Origin of the sequence: Streptomyces sp. VNUA24, from assembly GCF_029167005.1 — a bacterium.
Lineage (GTDB): Bacteria > Actinomycetota > Actinomycetes > Streptomycetales > Streptomycetaceae > Streptomyces > Streptomyces scabiei.
On record NZ_CP119143.1, the window covers coordinates 7,924,454 to 7,940,647 of the forward strand.

A 16,194-nucleotide genomic window follows, 5' to 3' on the forward strand; every position below is an offset into this window, starting at 1 on the left:
ACGCCAGCGGATGAATGCCCAGTTCAGTAGCCTCGGTCTTATGACCGACGAGACGATCACCGCGCTGAGGAACTACGACTGGCTCATCCGGAACAAGGGCCTGGGCGACGTTGAGTTGCACTGGGAGAGCGACTCGCTGGTGTCGGGTGATGGAGGGCATGAAATCTCACTGCTGACCGAACCGGGGTTCACGCCGGGGACACGACAGAATTCCTAGACCCAAGGGCGCTGAATCGCCGGGCGCCCCGGCGGAAGGCTCTGGAAGGGGGCGCGCCCATTGCGCTTCCCCTTCCGTCTGTGTTTCCTCGACCCGCTAATTGGGCGTCGGCGACGGTGACGACCATCTCCGCAGTCGTCTCAAGAGGCCTTGGGAGCATCGGGGGCCGAGCGATTAGCGATCGCCAAGGAAGCGGTCTGATAAGAGGTGTGACGGGGTACGGTTCACTCGACGGGTATTGCCTAGCCACTCGATGGAGGCGGGTGCGGTATCACAATTCGCCGAAGCGTCAAGGCATCTTGCATGGCAGGCTACGGACAGACTGTCCTCACACAACTCTCGACGGCTGGAAGGCTTCTGTTTACTAAGGCCGCTACCAAGGTGAGGTTGTCGTCATGGCGCGTCGCGATCCCGAACGTACGAAGTACGGATTCACGGTTGCGGTGGCTGTCGACGCTGTTCCCGTGGCACGCCGCCAAGTCGTCGCATTGTCCCAGGCCTTGGGCCTTCACCTGTCGGATCAGACGCTGGCGAACGTCGAGCTGCTGGCGAGCGAGGTGATCGCCAACGCAGTCCTGCACTCGGAGTCTCCGTGCGACGTCGCTGTGACGCGGACTGATGAGCGGCTCCGTGTCGAAGTCACGGATGCTGAGCCCTGTTTGCCGAGTGTCGTTGAAGCTGGGCCGGACGATGAGAGTGGTCGGGGCCTGCTGCTTGTGAACGCCTTGGCTGACGCCTGGGGGACGCGACCGGAAGCGACGGGCAAGACGACATGGTTTGAGATCGCACCGGAGCCTTCGGCCGAGAGCGCGAGGAGTGGCAGTACGGATAGGCCGCCTTCGCTGCACACGAGTGACGCTGTCGTGCGACGGACTGAGCGTCATGCCCGCAGCAGCTCGTCAGCCGACTCGCGGTCGTCGTTCGGCACAGCAAGTGTTGAGAAGCGGCATCACGTTGCCTGACGCTGTGATCTGAAACGGCCGGCCCGCTGCGGCCCGCTCCGATCCTGATGCAGGCTGAGCGCGCCTCGCCGTCACCAAGTGGCGGAGTGGGTGGAAATCAGCTGTCCATACCTGGCGAGGCCGTAGCCGTTACCAAGAAGGCGATCTCGTGTGCGCTGCCGCCCGAGGCCGAAGCAGCTGCCTAACGGGCGGACACGTACGGTCACGATCCAGCCCGTGTAACCTGCTGGGTGCCCGGTGTGTGTTCCTCCTGGGACGACTGGGTTCGCAATGATCATCTTTGGCTTGGAGGACGGGTGGCAGTGCAGCGGATCACGACCCGCAATGCCCGTTTCCAGCAGCTGCAGACGCTGCTCAACAACCGCACCAAGCGAGGGCGTGCCAAGGAGTTCCTCGTTCAGGGCGTGCGGCCGATCACGATGGCCGTGGAGCACGGCTGGACCGTTCGGTCCCTGCTCTACGACGCCAGCCGCCCGCTCTCCCGATGGGCCGAGGATCTACTGCGCGGTGTCGGCGCCGAGCGCGTCGCGATGGCGCCGCAGTTGCTCGCCGAGCTCAGCGAGAAGGCCGACGGGGCTGCGGAGGTCCTGGCGGTGGTCGAGATGGCGCCGGACAGCCTGTCGCGGATCAAGGTTCGCGACGACTTCCTCGGTCTGGTCTTCGACCGGCCGACGCAGCCCGGCAACATCGGAAGCATCGTGCGGTCAGCCGATGCCTTCGGCGCGAGCGGGCTCATCGTGACGGGGCACGCCGCGGACCCGTACGACCCCAAGTCGGTCCGTGCCTCCACGGGATCGTTCTTCGCCGTGCCCGTGGTGCGGAGCCAGTCGCACCACGAGGTCATGGAGTGGCTGGAGAAGGAGCGCGCTCAGGGGCGGCCGGTCGCCGTCGTCGGCACGGACGAGGACGGCGATGCCGAGGTCTCGGAATTCGATCTGACCCAACCGGTCCTGCTGCTCATCGGCAACGAGACCGCGGGCCTCAGCGCGGCCTGGCGAGAGAGCTGCGACCACGTGATCAGCATTCCGATGACAGGCTCGGCCAGCTCCCTGAACGCGTCGAACGCCGCCTCCGTCGTTCTCTACGAAGCGCGCCGTCAGCGTCTGGCGAAGCAGCGCACGGCGTGACCTTCCGAGGTCACGTCCAGACCTCGCCGCTGACCGCTCTCTTGTAGACCGCCAGGTACTGGCGGGCGATGGTGTGGTGGCCCCATCGGTCCACCGCTGTTTCGCGCACGGCCTGGGCCGTGGGAAGGGAGGCCAGCACCGCCTTCGCGTCGCCGGGTGTGATCTCCCGCCCGGTCGGCAGCACCGTACCGACGCCGGGGACGATCTCTGGCAGGCATCCGTTGTCCGTGGCGATCACCGGGGTGCCGCTGGCGGCGGCCTCCGAGACCACGGTGGCGCCGGGCTCGATCCATCGTCCGCCGAACGGTCCTCCCCACGGCTGGGACAGCACGAGCTGCGCTCGGGCGCGTGCGATCAGTCGGGTACGGGCGCTGCCGCCGACCTCGCCCACATAGCGGATGGTGTGCGGGAAGTCGGCCAGCACCGCGTCCAGGTAGTCCTTCTCCCATGCCGGTCCGGCGACCGTCAGCGGCACGCCGGCGGCGTGCGCGAACGCCGCTGCCTCGCGCACGCCCTTGTGCGCGGAGACCCGGCCGAGGAAGAGGAGATAGTCGTCCTTCGCCTCCTGGAACTGACAGCGTGCGGGGTTGACCGGTAGCCGGATCACCGGGGCGGAGACGGACCCTGCGGCAGTGCGTTGTGCGCGGGAGAGGTAGATGCCGTTGGTCTGGAGCTCCGGCACGCCGTTGAGGTGATGTGTGCTCACCGTTGGCCTGGGGGTGTCGGCCGGCAGTGCGGCGGTGTTCGAGTGGTCGTGGACGATGTCCGGGCCGAAGGCTTCGACGGCGGCGTGGATCTCGGCCGTCTCCACTGCGTCGGAGACCGTGATGCCGTCCTGGACCGGGCTTCCTGGAGCTCCGAGGAGGAGGATCTCGCACCCGGCCTCCAGCAGTCCGTCCATGAGCGTGGCGACGACCCACTGGATGCCGCCGTAGCCCTGGGGCGGCACAGTGATCCACTGACTGGGGTCGGCGCCGTAGCGGTACGGCGGGATGACCATGGCTACCTTCATCGGTCGCTCCTGGTTTCGGCGTCGGCGGCGCTGGTCCGGCTCCGTGGGACGGCCTCCCGGCACACTCCGAGAAGAACGCTGGCGGTGTAGAGCAGGGCGAGGGCGGCCCGCACCGGACGGGCGCCGTCTCCCGAGCGGTTGCGGTTCCATTCCTTGGCGATGCCTCGCCGCGCGTCGTTACGCCGTGCTTCGCTGCGGCCCTGCCAGAAGGCGCGGCGCAGCAGGTAGGACAGGGTCAGCCGGTGGGCGGGGATCAGGTGTCGCACCTCGGCGTCGTGCAGGATCGTCGCGGTGGCACAGCGCGCGGTCATCTCCCGTACGAAGGTGGTGTCCTCGGCGGAGATGAGGGAGCCGCCGATCCGGCCGAGGCGCTCGTCGAAGGCGACTCCCAGCAAGCGGGCGTGCTCGACGTCGATGGCGAAACTGCCGCCCCAGATCGACGCCGGCTGGGCCGGCGCGTGGGAGCCGAGGTAGTGCAGTTGTCCCGAGGTGAGGAACCACGGGCGGCGGTGCCCTTGAAGGTGGGCGGTGATCCTCGTACCGGTGACGTGTGCGCCGGCGGTCAGGGCCTCGCGTATCCGGGTCAGTGCCTCGGCGGTGGGGACGATGTCGTCGTCGAGGAAGACGACGTGCTGCGTCGTGGCCTCCTTCATGGCCTTGTTGCGGCTGCGCGCGAGCCCCTGGTTCCCCTCGTTGCAGATGACGCGGATGCGGGACGGAGGCGGCGAGGCGTCTGTGGGCAGCGCGGGCAGGTGCTGGGCGGGCATGTCCGCGATGACGAGGATGCAGTCCCTGGGGCCCGTGGTCGCGGCCGTGCGGGCGACGGCTTCCGGCAGGCTGTCGGGGCGGTTGCTGCAGATGACGATGGTGAGAGGTAAGTCGGCGCCGAGGGTCATGGGCGCACCTCCTGGCGGGGGCTTGGGCTGTGCTCTTCGTGGCTGATGGTCCGCAGCACATCGGCCAGGTCTCCGAGGGAGCCGATGGCCCAGTGCCTCGTGCTTCCCTCGGTTGTGTGGACGCGTTGGATCTTCAGCTCCCGGTATGCGGTCACGATCTCGGGAGCAACCCCAGCAGGCGCGCTCCAGCCGCTGTCGACGTGGACGATCGCTGCCGAGCAGCCGAGAGCGAGTGCCGGAGCGGCGTCGTGGTCGGGCCGGTCGCCGACGACCACGGTGTGTTCCGACTTCCAGCTCAGCCGGTCCATGGCCCACTTGAAGAGGCGGGGGTCGGGTTTGGCGTAGCCGACGAGGGAGTCGAGCGCGACGAGTTGGAGTTGCTGCTCGATTCCGAGAACGTGCAGGGCGGCGAGGCATTCCGGGGGCTGGTTGGCGACGATGCACACCTCGTACTCCTCGGCGAGGTGGCTGAGGGCGTCGACGGCTCCGGGAACGGGCTGGACCAGCGAGGTCCAGCGCTCGCGGACACCCTGCCAACTCTTCGTGCCGTTGGGCGGGAACAGGCTGGGCGGGGGTGATCCGGGCGCGCGGTCCTGGTAGAAGCCGCGCACGGCCTGGAGGAAGGCGTCCATGGTGAGGGTGGGATCGTCCTCGCGCGCGAGCTCCCAGACGCCTTGGAGCCAGGCGAGGTCGAAGGGCTCGTCGTAGTAGAGGACGCCGCCGACGTCGACGGCCAGGGTGCGACGCGTCATGACGTCGCCGCCCGTCCGGCGGCCCAGGTGAACCACTCGGGCTTGTCCGCGGTGTCGTTCTCGATGCTGAGGGAGGTTGCGGGTTCCACGGGGCCGTGTTCACGGGCCCAGGCCGCGGTGCGCCGCAGACCTTCGGCGAGTGGGGTGTCGGCCCAGTCACCGAACGTTTTACGGGCGAGGCTGTTGTCGGTGTACGCGGCGTGGACCTCGTCGCGGGCCGCCAGGTGCTTGATCGGGTGGTCGGGTACGCCCATGGCGGTGCGCACTGCGTGCGCCATGTCCAGCACGGTGCTGGTATGCGACGAGCCGACGTTGAAGACCTGGCCCCAGGCGGCCGGCTGGTCGGCTGCGGCGAGGATGGTGCCGACGATGTCCGGGGCGTAGGTGAAGGCGCGGATCTGGCTGCCGTCTCCGTACACGCTGATCGGCTCGCCGCGCATGATCTGGTTGAGGAAGATGGCGACGGCGTTGCGGTACGGGTCGCCCATGTTCTGCCGCTCGCCGTAGACGTTGTGCATGCGCAGGGCGAAGTACGGCAGGCCCTGCATCTGCATGGTGACGGCGAGTTCGCGCTCCACGGCGAGTTTCGCGTTGCCGTAGCTGTCGGCGGGGACGGGCCGTTCGTCCTCGCGCATGGGGACGTGTCCGTGGCCGTACACGGCGACCGACGAGGCGAAGCCGAAGAACCTGACCTTGGCGGCCAGCGAGGCGTTGATCAGGTTGATGCTGCCGAGCAGGTTGACGGAGTAGTTGTGGTGCTTGACGGCGTGGCTGATGCCTTCGGCGGCGAAGGCGGCCAGGTGGTAGACACCGTCGAAGCGGTACGAGGCGAAGAGTTCGGCGACCGTGGCCTGGTCGGCGACCGAGCCGACGACGAGGGTCGCGCCGTCGGGCACGTTCTCGGTCTTGCCGCCGTCGAGGTTGTCCAGGACGACGACGTCGTCGCCGCGCTCGATCAAGGACGCGGCAAGGTGGGACCCGATGAAGCCGGCGCCGCCGGTCACCAGATGTGTGGACATGGCGTGTCTCCCTTGGCGTGAGTGGGTCCCGCCGCGGCCCTGGACTGGGCCGCAGCGGGTCGTGCGCGATGCGGTGCGGGCAGGCGGACCGCCTGTGCGACTGGTGGTTCAGGCTCCGAGGAGCCTGTTGATCTGAGCGAAGTCGCTGCGGGCGCGGTCCGTGATCAGCGGGAGCCGCTGACGCAGGGTGGTGCGCAGCGCGGTCGCGTCGGTGTCGTTGACGAGCCGGTCGATGACGGTGGTGTCCTGGGCGAAAGCGCGGACGTCCGCGTGGATGCGGACAACGTCGACCGTGCCGCCGTAGGTTTCGGCGAGCACCCCGTTGAACTTGTGTGAGTGGCCGATCGCGATCGCGGGGGCGCCGCCGGACAGTGCGCCGATCGCGGCATGCAGGCGCTCGGAGATCACGAGCTCGGCCTGTGACAGCACGCCCTTGTAGTCGGATGCCGTCAGCGCGCCCGGCAGCGCCATGACCTCGGGCAGGCCGGCGGCTTCGGCGATACGGGCGGCGAGGATCCGGTCGTCGTTGTGCGGGCGGGAGTCGTGGCAGTGCGGCACGAGGACGACCGGCATCTTCCGGGTGCGGACGAGGGAGGTGGCCAGTCGCGTCAGTGCTGCCGCGTGCTGGGACTCCTCCAGGGTGCTGAAGCGGGTGATGCCCTGGCTGGGGGCGAGGCAGAGATAGGGGTCTTCGGGGGCGAGCCCCAGAGGCCCGAGCACGGCCGCTATTCGCTCGCCGGTAGCGGCTGGCAGAAGGAAGGCGGGGTCGGAAGACAGTCGCACACGGTGTTCGGGAAGGCCGAGCTTGCCCACGACGTAGTCGAGGGAGACGCTCTCCCGGACGGTGAGGAGAGCGCACCGGGCGGCGACCGCGAGCCACGCCTCGGCATCGGCCGGGTCGTCAAAGGGGCCGACGGACTGGCCGATCATGGCCGTCGGGATGTCCCGCTGTTGCGCCGCGGTGAGGGCACGGAGGTACGGCGTGGAGACCCCGTAGTCCGAGGTGTGCAGGTCGCCCCCGGTGGCGATGACCAGATCGGTTTGGGCGAGGAGCTGTTCGCGGCGTTCGGCCAGTTCGGCGGGGCTCTCCTGGGGGCGCATCTGCTGCCAGGACCGGGAGACGACGAACGGGTCGGCCACGCAACGGGCGCCGGTGGGGGCGAGGGATTCCGCGTCGAGCACCGGGGTCTGGGTGAGGACGGTGACGTTGTCGCCTCCCCCGGGGCCTTCGGTGTTCAGCTGCTCGATGACGGAGCGGGCCAGGGCCTCGACGCCGCGACTCTCACAGCTGGTGATGCCGGTGATCAGGACGTTGGACACAGCAGACCTCTCAGGGATCATCGGGTGAACCGGATGAGTTTGGCCAGAACCGTGCGGTAGTTGAAGCGTTCGTGTACTCGGCGCTGGATGGTCGCCAGCCGCTCGCGGTACCAGATCGGCTCACGGATCATCCGGGCGAGGCTGTCGGCCGGATCGTCGCCGAGCAGGAACAGCTCCACGTCGTCGCCGTAGAGTGCGGACAGGTAGCCCAGGTCCGGCCAGAGCGCGGGGATGCTGCCCGAGGCGAGGGTTTCGAACATGCGGGGGGTCAGCAGCTCCATCCGCGCGAGCAGCGGACGAGCCAGCACCGGCGTGATCGCCGCCTGGGACATGGTGGAGACCACGTGACCGAACGGAACGGGTGGCGCCACCTCGACACCGTGATCCCGCATCCAGCCGGACACGTTGGCGGTGGCGGTCGGGTGGTCGGGGTGCGGGGCGCCGGCCCACCAGCGTCCGCACACGCGGATGCGTCGGATCGGCGGCTGGGCGGCGGCTGCGGCCCGGATGAGGCTGGTCATCTCGCTCCAGCGCCACCAGTTCGCGCCGACGTACTGCAGCTCGTACGGCAGTGCCCCCGGGCGCGGGAGGTCGCTGGCGAGCCGGTGGATGTCCGGCATTCCGAAGTAGCTGAAGAACTCGGCCCCGTCGGGAAGGCATTCGTTCAAGCGCGGCTGCAGGATCAGATCGCTGAGGTCGGCATACAGCTTGTGCCAGGACTCGGTGGTGTCCGCACCCGCGTTGTCGTCCGCGCCGGCGGTGACGTATGGGCCCCAGTGACCGTCGGGATCGACGATGATGCGCCGCTGCCTCGGCACGGCCTCGCAGAGTTCGCGCTGCCGGGTCGAGAGGAACTGCCTGCTCTCGAAGACGAGGACCAGGTGGGTGGCCCAGCTGATGTCGTCCACGAGCGGCAGGTGACCGTTCACCGTGCCGTCCAGGCGCGACAGTTGGCTTGAGACGCCGACCTCGCATCCGGATGCCGAGGCGACCCGGGCGTACTCGGCGATCATGTGGCTGGAGCCCGCGTTCCAGTGGAAGACGCCGGCGAACAGAATCCGGGGTCTGGTCATCGCACACCCCTTGCCTGCGGTTGAGCGTGGCTGCCCGTCGGCGAGCCGAGCCGGCGGTGGGCACGTCGCCGGGCCCGGATCAGAGGTGCGCGGCGCACGAGCCAGCACACGGCTTTCGCGGTCTCCCCTGTCCCACGCCACCAGGTGGTCACCCCGCCCACGCCACGTCCGCGCAGATCGTCCCTCAGCCACCGGGACGCCAGTCGCAGCATCGGCAGCGGGCGCCAGTCGATGTCGGTGAGGAGGTAGTAGTAGCGGTTGCGGCGCATCTGGACGCGCCGGTAGCTGCTGCCCGCGGTTCCTCCACCGCCGAAGTGCTGTATGCCGACGTCGAGCAGGAGCGCGACGCGCCATCCGGCCCAGCGGGCGCGGCGGCACAGGTCGGTCTCCTCGTAGTACGTGTGGAAGACCTCGTCGAGGAGGCCGACGGTGCGCAGCAGCGCGGCACGTACGAAGAAGGCGGAGCCCTGGACGTACGCGTGCTCCAGGGTGTTCGGGGCTCGGCCTTCGGGTGGGCTGGCCGGCGAGGGGTGGTTCGGCCAGTCGCCGGCGAAGGCGTGCTGCTCGCCCCAGCGCAGAGCGGACTTCGACCAGTCGTTGTACGCACCCAGAGCGGTGCTGCCCGACTCGTCGTACTCGTACTGCATGGGGCCGACCACGCCGTAGCCGGTCCAGGTCTCCATGAACTCGGCCAGGTCGCGCACCAGCGACTTCGGGGTCTTGGTGTCCGGGTTGACGAGGAAGACGTAGTCGGCGCCCTCGGCGAGGGCCGCGCGCATCCCGATGTTGTTGGCGCGGGCGAAGCCGACGTTGCTCTCGTTCTGGATGACTCGCGCCTCGGGAAAACGGCCCTGGACGAAGGCCGTGCTGCCGTCGTGGGAGTCGTTGTCGACGTACCAGACCGTCAGGTCGATCCCGGGGACGTCGCTGTCCAGGAGCGTGGCGAAGCAAGGCTCCAGCCAGCGGACCTCGTTGGTGCCCACCGTGATGGTGGCCACCCGCACCCTGGGACTCTCAGCCGTGGGGTTGGGGATGGTCACGGCAGCTCCCGGTCGGTGGGGGCGAACTCGATGACGATGCTGCGGCGGATCCTCGGAGAGGTGTTGCGGCGCGAGGCGTGGGCGATGCGTACGTCGTGTACGGCGACGTCACCGGCCGAGAGCGGGAGAGCGCGGACCGGGCCCCGCGCCCGGAGCGCCTCGGCCTCTTCTGCGTCGGCCGTCAGGTGGGAGCCCGGCACGAACTCAAGGCATCCGTTGCCCACGTCGGAGTCGTCGAGGAAGACGCTCAGGTTGCACACGGTGTGCGGAGCAACATCGGTCCTGTCGCGATGCCAGGGCACCGGGGCGGCCACTCCCGGCAGTTTGACGATCATGGCGCAGGCGGTGGCGCGCACGGGCCCGCCGAGGATGGCACCGGCCATCGGGTGCAGAGGGCTGTCGTCGGCGTAGAGGCGTGTTGCCGCCGGGGAGCCCTGGTTCTCCAGGTTGTGGATGCGGTAGAGAACGGGCGCGTCTGTGCCTGCGGGTGTGAAGTGCCAGTAGTCGTCCGATCGGAACCCGTCCTGGGTGAAGCGCCGGATCAGGGCATCAGCCTCCGTGCGGAGGGCTTCGAGGGACTCTCCCGCGATCTTCTGGGATAAGACCGCGTAGCCGTCCGCGCGGAAGTCCTCGAGGAACCCGTCGCCGAGCTGCTGCCTGTGCGACAGGGCCTCGGCGGATTCCGTCATTCGTGGTGCGTGTCGCGTCATCGTTCCCTCACTGCGGTGTCGTTGAGCTGCGCGGCGAACCAGTCGATGGTGGTGCTCAGACCCTTGCGGGGATCGGCCTCCGGCTTCCAGCCGAACTGCTCCCAGGCGAGGGCGATGTCGGGTCTGCGGCGCTCCGGGTCGTCGACCGGGCGGTCGACGAACTCGACAGGCGCGGCGGAGCCAGTCAGTTCACGCACCAGGTGTGCGAGTTCCAAGACCGTGGTCTCGGTGGGATTGCCCAGGTTGACGGGGCCGGGGTGGCTGCCCCCGGCGACGGCGAGGATGCCCCGGACCGTGTCGCCGACGTAGCAAAGGGACCGCGTCTGCGAGCCGTCGCCGGTGACGGTCAGTGGCTCGCCCACCAGCGCCTGGCGGATGAAGGTCGGTACCGCCCGCCCGTCCTCCGCGCGCATCCGCGGCCCGAACGTGTTGAAGATCCGCACGATCGCGGTGTCGACACCGTGCTCGGTGCGGTAGGCGGTGGTCGCCGCCTCCGCGAACCTCTTGGCCTCGTCGTACACGCTGCGTGGCCCCACCGGGTTCACGTTGCCCCAGTAGGACTCCCGCTGAGGGTGCTCCAGAGGGTCGCCGTACACCTCGGAGGTGGAGGCGAGCACGAAGCGGGCCTTCTTCTCTCTGGCCAACTCCAGGGCGCTGAAGGTTCCCAGGGAACCGGCCTGAAGCGTCTGGACCGGCAGACGCAGGTAGTCCTGCGGAGAGGCCGGCGAGGCGAGATGGAGTACGAGATCGACTTCCCCGGGTATCGGGATCGGGTCGGTGACGTCGTGGACCATCAACTCGAACCGGTCGTCCAGCTGACGGTGTACGACGTTGTCCTCCGTGCCCGTAAGGAGGTTGTCCACGCACACCACCTCGACACCGCTGTCGAGCAGCAGATCGCACAGGTGTGAACCGACGAACCCACAGCCGCCGGTGACGACCACGCGGCGGAAGGGGGCCCGGTTCGAATCCGGGCCGTGCCTCCGTAAAGAGATACTCATAGCGCCTCATTCCTCACAATGTGAACGAAAGTTGGCATGGCTGTGCCACACAGCACGTGTGGCGAGAAGTGCGACGAGCTCAGCGGCGTTCGGCAGGGCCGGCGTGCAGCCGCAGTGCCCGGTGAGCGCGACCAGGAGCAGGCTTCGGTCGGCCTCGGAGATTTCGCCGGTGTCCCTCAGCGGGGGTCGGCGACAGCCTGGTCAATCACTTCGACGACGACATCGTCATCGGCCTACCAGGCTTCACCCCGTCGCGCCGGAGTCCCCCGTGGTTCTATCGGCGTCGGCGACGAGTTCGGCCTGTGACCAGGCCGTCGTCCTTGACGGCATCCGGTCCCGGCCAGCCGCTGAAGCAGCGGTGGACGATGCGGCGTGCCACGCCGGCAGCGACCGGTTCGGCCGCCAGAGAGCACCGGAGCCGAGGCGTCCGTGTGGACTGCCTGGTGTTGAGTGTCAAGGTCATCATCCGGCCCTTGCCAGACGTGGTCCCTTGCCTACGCACGGCTTCACCTCCATGGGGAGCCACCGCGAGATGCGGAGCACGCGCGGTCGGCCCGCACTCCACAATGACGGTGAACAGCCCTCCTGCTTATGAGTGTTTATGAGCGTGCTGCCGTCGCCCCGTCCGACAACCGTTCGCGCGTGCGGACCGTGCTCCTGGCCCCCGGGGCGAGGTTCCTCATGTACGTGATGGCCTCCGCGGAGCGGCCGGTGCGGGTGAATCCGGACTTGATCAGCACCCACCCGGAAGCGTGGTTGTCGGGGTGGTGCTTGGCGTCAACGGAGGCCAGGCCGAGCGTGGCGGAGGCGAAGTCGAGCACGAGCGCCACCGCCGTGGTGGCGTACCCGTGACCCCATGCGTCGTCTCGAAGGATGTAGCTGAGCGCCGCCGAGGTACGGGCGCGGCGCAGCTTGATCACGCCGACCAGGTCGTCAGCGTGATCGATGCCGAAGCAGTACAGCATCCGCGGCGTCGCACGACTCTCGGCGATGCGATCGGTCACCCAAGCGGCAGCGCTCTCAGCGGTCAGGGGCGCTCGCGGCAGGTACCTCACGGAAGCGGCGCTGTAGATGCGGCGGACCGCTGGTGCGTCGGTCAGGGTCACCTCGCGGAGCGAGATCACGGCTCGACCTTGAGCAGAAGCTCCGCCAGCTCACCGGCCGTGGGCCTGTCCTCGGGTACGGCAGCCAGCGCGGGCCGGAGGGCGTCCTGGAGCTCGGGCCACACTGCCGGTGCGAACGGCAGACGGCCAGTGGCGATCGCGTCTCGAACCCCGTCGGGGCCCGCGGCCTTCCGGTCGATACCCGCGGCCCTGTAGTCGAGCGGCCAGCCTCCCGAGGCGCACGTCCACAGGACACCAGCGAGGGCGTACGTGTCGCTGGCGCGCGTCGGTGTCACCGGACCGTCTCCGCGTGCGACGGCGGCAGCGAGTTCCGGCGCCATGAGATGCACGATGCCACCGCTGAAGCCGCTGACCGGCTCCTCGCCCTCACGCCAGGACCAGGCGAAGTCGATCAGGCGGACGCCCGCCGGGGTGTGGATGCCGTGGGAAGGCTGGAGGTCGGCGTGGATCCATCCAGAGGCGTGCAGGTCGGCGACCGACCGGCACAGGTCAGCGCCACCTCGGAGAGCGGCCTCACGTCCGCCAGCGCCCTCGCGAGCGGGGGTGAAGACCGCCCAGGTGGAGGGGCCGGTGAACCAGGGTGTGACGAGCCACGAGCCGCCGTCGTACGAACCGGAGACCGCCTCGTATTCGGCAACGCCCATGGCCACCAGGGTGGTTGCCTCTCGCAGAGTGGCGGCCACACCGTCGTCGTATCCGATTTTCACCGCGACCGTGCCCTCGGGGCCGGCGGCCTTCCAGACCGCGGAGCCACGCCGGTTGGTCAGCTCCTTCAGGTCGACAGTGCCGCCGCAGGCGGCTTCTGCGGCTGCGAGGGCTTCGGGGGGACAGGGAGGGAACGCGACCATGCCTTTACCGCCTGCCAATCGTGTGGGATTCGCTCAAGGACATCGCTCCCATCGTCTACCGCGACCGAGAGGGCATCCGCGAGATCAGGGGTGTCCTTCAGGAACTGAGGGTCGCGGGCTCTCACGGCGGGGCGAACAGGGAGGAACGAACACGGGGGAGGCGGGATCGGGCGGCTTGATCTGTCGAGCCGCTGCTCGCCTCCCTGGAACTTCCCGAACATGACACCCACAGGGCCGTACAGGTTCTTCAGTGCCCAGTGCGGCCACGCCATCAACTCACGGTGTTCGACTCCTTGGACGTCCCCCAGGATGACGACGTTCTCACAGACGAGAGCGCCTCTCGGGCGAGACGCGAGTGGACGAACCCACTCCGCGGCCTGCACTCCCGCATGGAACAGACCAGCTTCCACGGACTCGGGATCGCTGCTTGCGATCTCGTACACCGTCCAGGCCGTCAGACCGTGTCGAAGGGAAGGCACGAGGTAGGGGCAGTGCGCGGACACACGGTCGATGTAGCCCGTGATATCCACGGTCCGCGGAGCCGTGGTACGTGCCTCGACCAGGCGGAGCGCCCTGGCACGGGACCAGGACGCTCCGGTCAGAGGGCCGGTCGTCATCCGGCCGCGAGTGCCGAGATCTTCGGTGCGACGTCGCCGCCGTCGCCCGGGATGGGGCTGCAGTCCCACTCCGCCCACACCTCGCCGGTCTCGCGGTAGCGCGCCATGGCTCGCTGGTCGAGCAGCCCGTCCGCGCCGGTGAACCACACCTCGGGCAGCGGGCCGAACGTCTCCACGTAGGCGTCGACCCAGGAGATCCGGCCGTAGCCGGTGTTCTCCACGTGGTTGATCAGCCGGCCGGCGCTCTGCGCGCAGAACTCCGCGTACTCGGGCTTGTCCAGGAGCTGGTGCCACTCGGCGTCGATGGCGGCCGAGAACATCTCGGGGGCGACCTGGCCAGCGTCGAACTGCCGGACCGAGACCTGGAAGAACTTGCCCAGCTCGGTCCTCTCGGGGGTCTGGACAGCGGTCACGCTGAACTCCTCTCATCTGGCGGAAGCGATCTTGGAACGAGTACCGGGAATCCCTCGGGACTGACTCCCGAGGCCGGTTGGCGCCCGCCGGGCAGTTGGTCGCGGAAACTCGACGGGCCCCGCGCGGCTGCGCCGACCGGTCAGGTCTGGGGCTCTCGGATGACCGGCATCTCGTGGTGGAGACCCTTCCAGTTCGCACACATCGTGAGCGGACAGGTTGTCCGCAGGTTTCCGGAGCGAGGAGAGTTGACGGATCAGCATGCTGTGCTATGAGCGGCGAACCAACTGCGCGCATTCGGCGTGCAGTTGAGGGCCCGTTCAGGAACCCGAAGATGGGCTTTCAAGGGATCGGCCACCTTGCTACCGAGCTTCCGCTGCGGTGTTTGGGTGATCGGCCGACGCGGCAAAGTAGTCCTGTGAAAAGTTCGGCAGCTGGGGGATACGCCTGATCACCTAGGGGTGAGACCGGGATGGCTCGCGGGGTGGAGCGGCACTGTTCGACGTGCCGTGCGACGCTCAGCCGATTCAACGTAGGACCGCGGTGTGGGCCCTGCCAGAGGGGCGGTGCAGTACCCCGAGTCGGACGTGAGTTCTGGGCGGAACCCGCAGTCGTGGCAGCGATCCGTGCCTGGGATCTCGGGGTGGTCGTGCGGCTCTTCCGGCAACACACCGGCCTCTCACAGGCAGCGGTCGCCCGGCTCGTCAACATCGACCAAGCCGAAGTGAGCCGGCTGGAGCGCGGCCGGAAGAAGATCCGTGACCGTCGCCAGCTCGCACAGTGGAGCGAGGCCCTTGGGGTGCCTGACGGCCTCCTGGGACCGTTACCCGACGTCGACCGGCCGTCGCCGATGGCGGACAGCCTGGGCAACCACCTCACGCTTCCTGACGGACACGGGCAACTCCTGCTGCCCGCCGGGCGGAACCTGCCGCCTACGGCGCTTCCCACGCTGACAGGGCCAGTTGCCTCCTTACAGGGCGACGCTCTGCTTCTCGCGTCGAGCGGGGAGGCCGAGGCATGGAGTCGGATGCCGCTCAGGGCCCTGCTCGCCGTGCACCACAGCGGAGACGGGACACAGCGGTACTTCGTCACGGACGCGCGCGGGGGCGTCCGTGACGAAGCCGGAAGCCACTTCGCCATTCCCATGGCCTACGAGTTCGACGACTTCACCTTGGGGATCCTCTGGGCTGCGGCAGGGTTCGACTCCGCCATCCTTGGCGACGACGCTGCGCTTTACGGAGAACTGGACCTTCCGTCACAGGACTTGTCGGGAGGCCGTCAGTCGGTCACTCTCGACGGCCTCACCGACGGTTCCCAGATGCTCGTCGGCTCGCGGGCATGCGCCCGGTTCATCCTCGACCAGCGCGACGAGCTGGCCGGCGATCCGGTCTTCTGGACCCGCGAACAGCGAGGGGAGGAAGCCGCGACCTGGCTGCTCTTCGAGCACAAGCACCGCTACCTTGAGCTGATGGCTCCCGCACGAGCACACGACGGTGTCGGGCGAGCTTTCTGCGTTCCCCACCAAGAGGTCGCCGCCTCGCCCATGTACGAGCGCGTGTTGCTGTTCCTCGCGATCGCGCTGATGGAGTCGTACGGCATCACGACCTGGGTGACCGACGAGGCGGACCTCCAGCAGACGGAGGGCTTCGCGCTCGTTCCTGGTCACCGGGCTGCCATAGCGACCTGGGTACGCGCTGAATCCGCGCCCCAGACCGCTCTGACTTCCGGGGCCCGTTCCCTGCGGGCCTTCGCGGGCATCACGGGCCACGCCCGAGCACATAGCGTCACCATGGGATCGACCTCCGGGGAGCGCCTGGCGGCGACTTCGGACTATCTCGGCCTTGACCGGGAGTGGTTGACTCACCGCTGCGGGCAGCTTGTCGCTGTGGGAACCACCGGCCTCGCCCGGCCACGAAGCCGCCATCTCAGCCTTGATGCCTTGGACCGGGCCTGCGCGTACGTGGCGGCCGAGTTGCGGTCCGAGGCCGGTGACCCTGTGGGAGCGACCCGATAGCCTGCACGGAAAGATCTCCGAGGACGAGATCCAACCAGGCTGCGTGGATCG

Annotated in this window: 16 protein-coding genes; 4 read left to right on the top strand and 12 right to left on the bottom strand. The window is 68.6% G+C overall.

From position 1 onward, the window contains the following. Positions 1 to 40: 40 nt before the first annotated feature. From PYR72_RS33945 to PYR72_RS33955, 3 genes are all read left to right on the top strand, one after another. On the top strand, positions 41 to 217 hold the full coding sequence (locus PYR72_RS33945; RefSeq protein ID WP_275458832.1) for a hypothetical protein: 177 nt from the start codon (positions 41 to 43) through the stop codon (positions 215 to 217). A 395-nt stretch (positions 218 to 612) separates the two neighbouring features. Continuing rightward, positions 613 to 1,179: an ATP-binding protein gene (locus PYR72_RS33950; protein ID WP_275458833.1), complete on the top strand. Its 567-nt coding sequence runs from the start codon at positions 613 to 615 to the stop codon at positions 1,177 to 1,179. A gap of 296 nt (positions 1,180 to 1,475) precedes the next feature. After that, a complete protein-coding gene (locus PYR72_RS33955) occupies positions 1,476 to 2,306 on the top strand; it encodes an RNA methyltransferase (protein ID WP_239760576.1) in 831 nt (276 codons plus the stop codon). Positions 2,307 to 2,316: 10 nt separating this feature from the next. On the opposite strand, the gene PYR72_RS33960 is transcribed toward PYR72_RS33955, so the two are convergent. The 12 genes from PYR72_RS33960 to PYR72_RS34020 all read right to left on the bottom strand — a co-directional run bounded on the left by PYR72_RS33960 (position 2,317) and on the right by PYR72_RS34020 (position 14,131). After that, a complete protein-coding gene (locus PYR72_RS33960) occupies positions 2,317 to 3,318 on the bottom strand; it encodes a glycosyltransferase (protein WP_275458834.1) in 1,002 nt (333 codons plus the stop codon). Next, complete coding sequence (locus PYR72_RS33965; RefSeq protein WP_275458835.1) at positions 3,315 to 4,214, bottom strand: glycosyltransferase family 2 protein; 900 nt, start codon at positions 4,212 to 4,214, stop codon at positions 3,315 to 3,317. The genes PYR72_RS33960 and PYR72_RS33965 overlap by 4 nt, the downstream gene beginning before the upstream one ends. Then, entirely contained in the window at positions 4,211 to 4,966 is a 756-nt protein-coding gene (locus PYR72_RS33970) for an HAD family hydrolase (protein WP_275458836.1), read from the bottom strand. The genes PYR72_RS33965 and PYR72_RS33970 overlap by 4 nt, the downstream gene beginning before the upstream one ends. Then, the gene (locus PYR72_RS33975) at positions 4,963 to 5,985 is read right to left on the bottom strand and encodes an NAD-dependent epimerase/dehydratase family protein (protein ID WP_275458837.1); all 1,023 of its coding nucleotides are present in this window, start codon (positions 5,983 to 5,985) and stop codon (positions 4,963 to 4,965) included. The genes PYR72_RS33970 and PYR72_RS33975 overlap by 4 nt, the downstream gene beginning before the upstream one ends. Positions 5,986 to 6,093: 108 nt before the next feature. Then, positions 6,094 to 7,305, bottom strand: a complete 1,212-nt coding sequence (locus PYR72_RS33980) for a polysaccharide pyruvyl transferase family protein (protein ID WP_275458838.1) — start codon at positions 7,303 to 7,305, stop codon at positions 6,094 to 6,096. Between the two features lie 17 nt (positions 7,306 to 7,322). Beyond that, entirely contained in the window at positions 7,323 to 8,378 is a 1,056-nt protein-coding gene (locus tag PYR72_RS33985) for a glycosyltransferase (RefSeq protein ID WP_275458839.1), read from the bottom strand. Then, positions 8,375 to 9,418 (bottom strand): glycosyltransferase family 2 protein, encoded by a 1,044-nt coding sequence (locus PYR72_RS33990; RefSeq protein WP_275458840.1) that lies wholly within the window; start codon positions 9,416 to 9,418, stop codon positions 8,375 to 8,377. Before PYR72_RS33990 ends, PYR72_RS33985 begins: the two co-directional genes overlap by 4 nt. Beyond that, positions 9,415 to 10,107 (bottom strand): phytanoyl-CoA dioxygenase family protein, encoded by a 693-nt coding sequence (locus PYR72_RS33995; RefSeq protein WP_275458841.1) that lies wholly within the window; start codon positions 10,105 to 10,107, stop codon positions 9,415 to 9,417. Before PYR72_RS33995 ends, PYR72_RS33990 begins: the two co-directional genes overlap by 4 nt. A 17-nt stretch (positions 10,108 to 10,124) precedes the next feature. Then, a complete protein-coding gene (locus PYR72_RS34000; RefSeq protein ID WP_275458842.1) occupies positions 10,125 to 11,129 on the bottom strand; it encodes an NAD-dependent epimerase/dehydratase family protein in 1,005 nt (334 codons plus the stop codon). A gap of 599 nt (positions 11,130 to 11,728) precedes the next feature. Continuing rightward, on the bottom strand, positions 11,729 to 12,253 hold the full coding sequence (locus tag PYR72_RS34005; protein WP_343245547.1) for a GNAT family N-acetyltransferase: 525 nt from the start codon (positions 12,251 to 12,253) through the stop codon (positions 11,729 to 11,731). Then, positions 12,250 to 13,101, bottom strand: a complete 852-nt coding sequence (locus PYR72_RS34010; protein WP_275458843.1) for a hypothetical protein — start codon at positions 13,099 to 13,101, stop codon at positions 12,250 to 12,252. The genes PYR72_RS34005 and PYR72_RS34010 overlap by 4 nt, the downstream gene beginning before the upstream one ends. A 613-nt stretch (positions 13,102 to 13,714) precedes the next feature. Next, positions 13,715 to 14,131 (bottom strand): hypothetical protein, encoded by a 417-nt coding sequence (locus tag PYR72_RS34020; RefSeq protein ID WP_275458845.1) that lies wholly within the window; start codon positions 14,129 to 14,131, stop codon positions 13,715 to 13,717. A gap of 611 nt (positions 14,132 to 14,742) precedes the next feature. On the opposite strand from PYR72_RS34020, the gene PYR72_RS34025 reads away from it, so the two are divergent. Further along, the gene (locus tag PYR72_RS34025; RefSeq protein ID WP_275458846.1) at positions 14,743 to 16,143 is read left to right on the top strand and encodes a helix-turn-helix transcriptional regulator; all 1,401 of its coding nucleotides are present in this window, start codon (positions 14,743 to 14,745) and stop codon (positions 16,141 to 16,143) included. Positions 16,144 to 16,194 lie beyond the last annotated feature (51 nt).

Bases quoted from the DNA above. Each gene is read 5' to 3' on its own strand.
- PYR72_RS33945 (WP_275458832.1), top strand. From the start codon at position 41: ATGACCGACGAGACGATCACCGCGCTGAGGAACTACGACTGGCTCATC.
- PYR72_RS33950 (WP_275458833.1), top strand. From the start codon at position 613: ATGGCGCGTCGCGATCCCGAACGTACGAAGTACGGATTCACGGTTGCG.
- PYR72_RS33960 (WP_275458834.1), bottom strand. From the start codon at position 3,318: ATGAAGGTAGCCATGGTCATCCCGCCGTACCGCTACGGCGCCGACCCC.
- PYR72_RS33965 (WP_275458835.1), bottom strand. From the start codon at position 4,214: ATGACCCTCGGCGCCGACTTACCTCTCACCATCGTCATCTGCAGCAAC.
- PYR72_RS33970 (WP_275458836.1), bottom strand. From the start codon at position 4,966: ATGACGCGTCGCACCCTGGCCGTCGACGTCGGCGGCGTCCTCTACTAC.
- PYR72_RS33975 (WP_275458837.1), bottom strand. From the start codon at position 5,985: ATGTCCACACATCTGGTGACCGGCGGCGCCGGCTTCATCGGGTCCCAC.
- PYR72_RS33985 (WP_275458839.1), bottom strand. From the start codon at position 8,378: ATGACCAGACCCCGGATTCTGTTCGCCGGCGTCTTCCACTGGAACGCG.
- PYR72_RS33995 (WP_275458841.1), bottom strand. From the start codon at position 10,107: ATGACGGAATCCGCCGAGGCCCTGTCGCACAGGCAGCAGCTCGGCGAC.
- PYR72_RS34000 (WP_275458842.1), bottom strand. From the start codon at position 11,129: ATGAGTATCTCTTTACGGAGGCACGGCCCGGATTCGAACCGGGCCCCC.
- PYR72_RS34010 (WP_275458843.1), bottom strand. From the start codon at position 13,101: ATGGTCGCGTTCCCTCCCTGTCCCCCCGAAGCCCTCGCAGCCGCAGAA.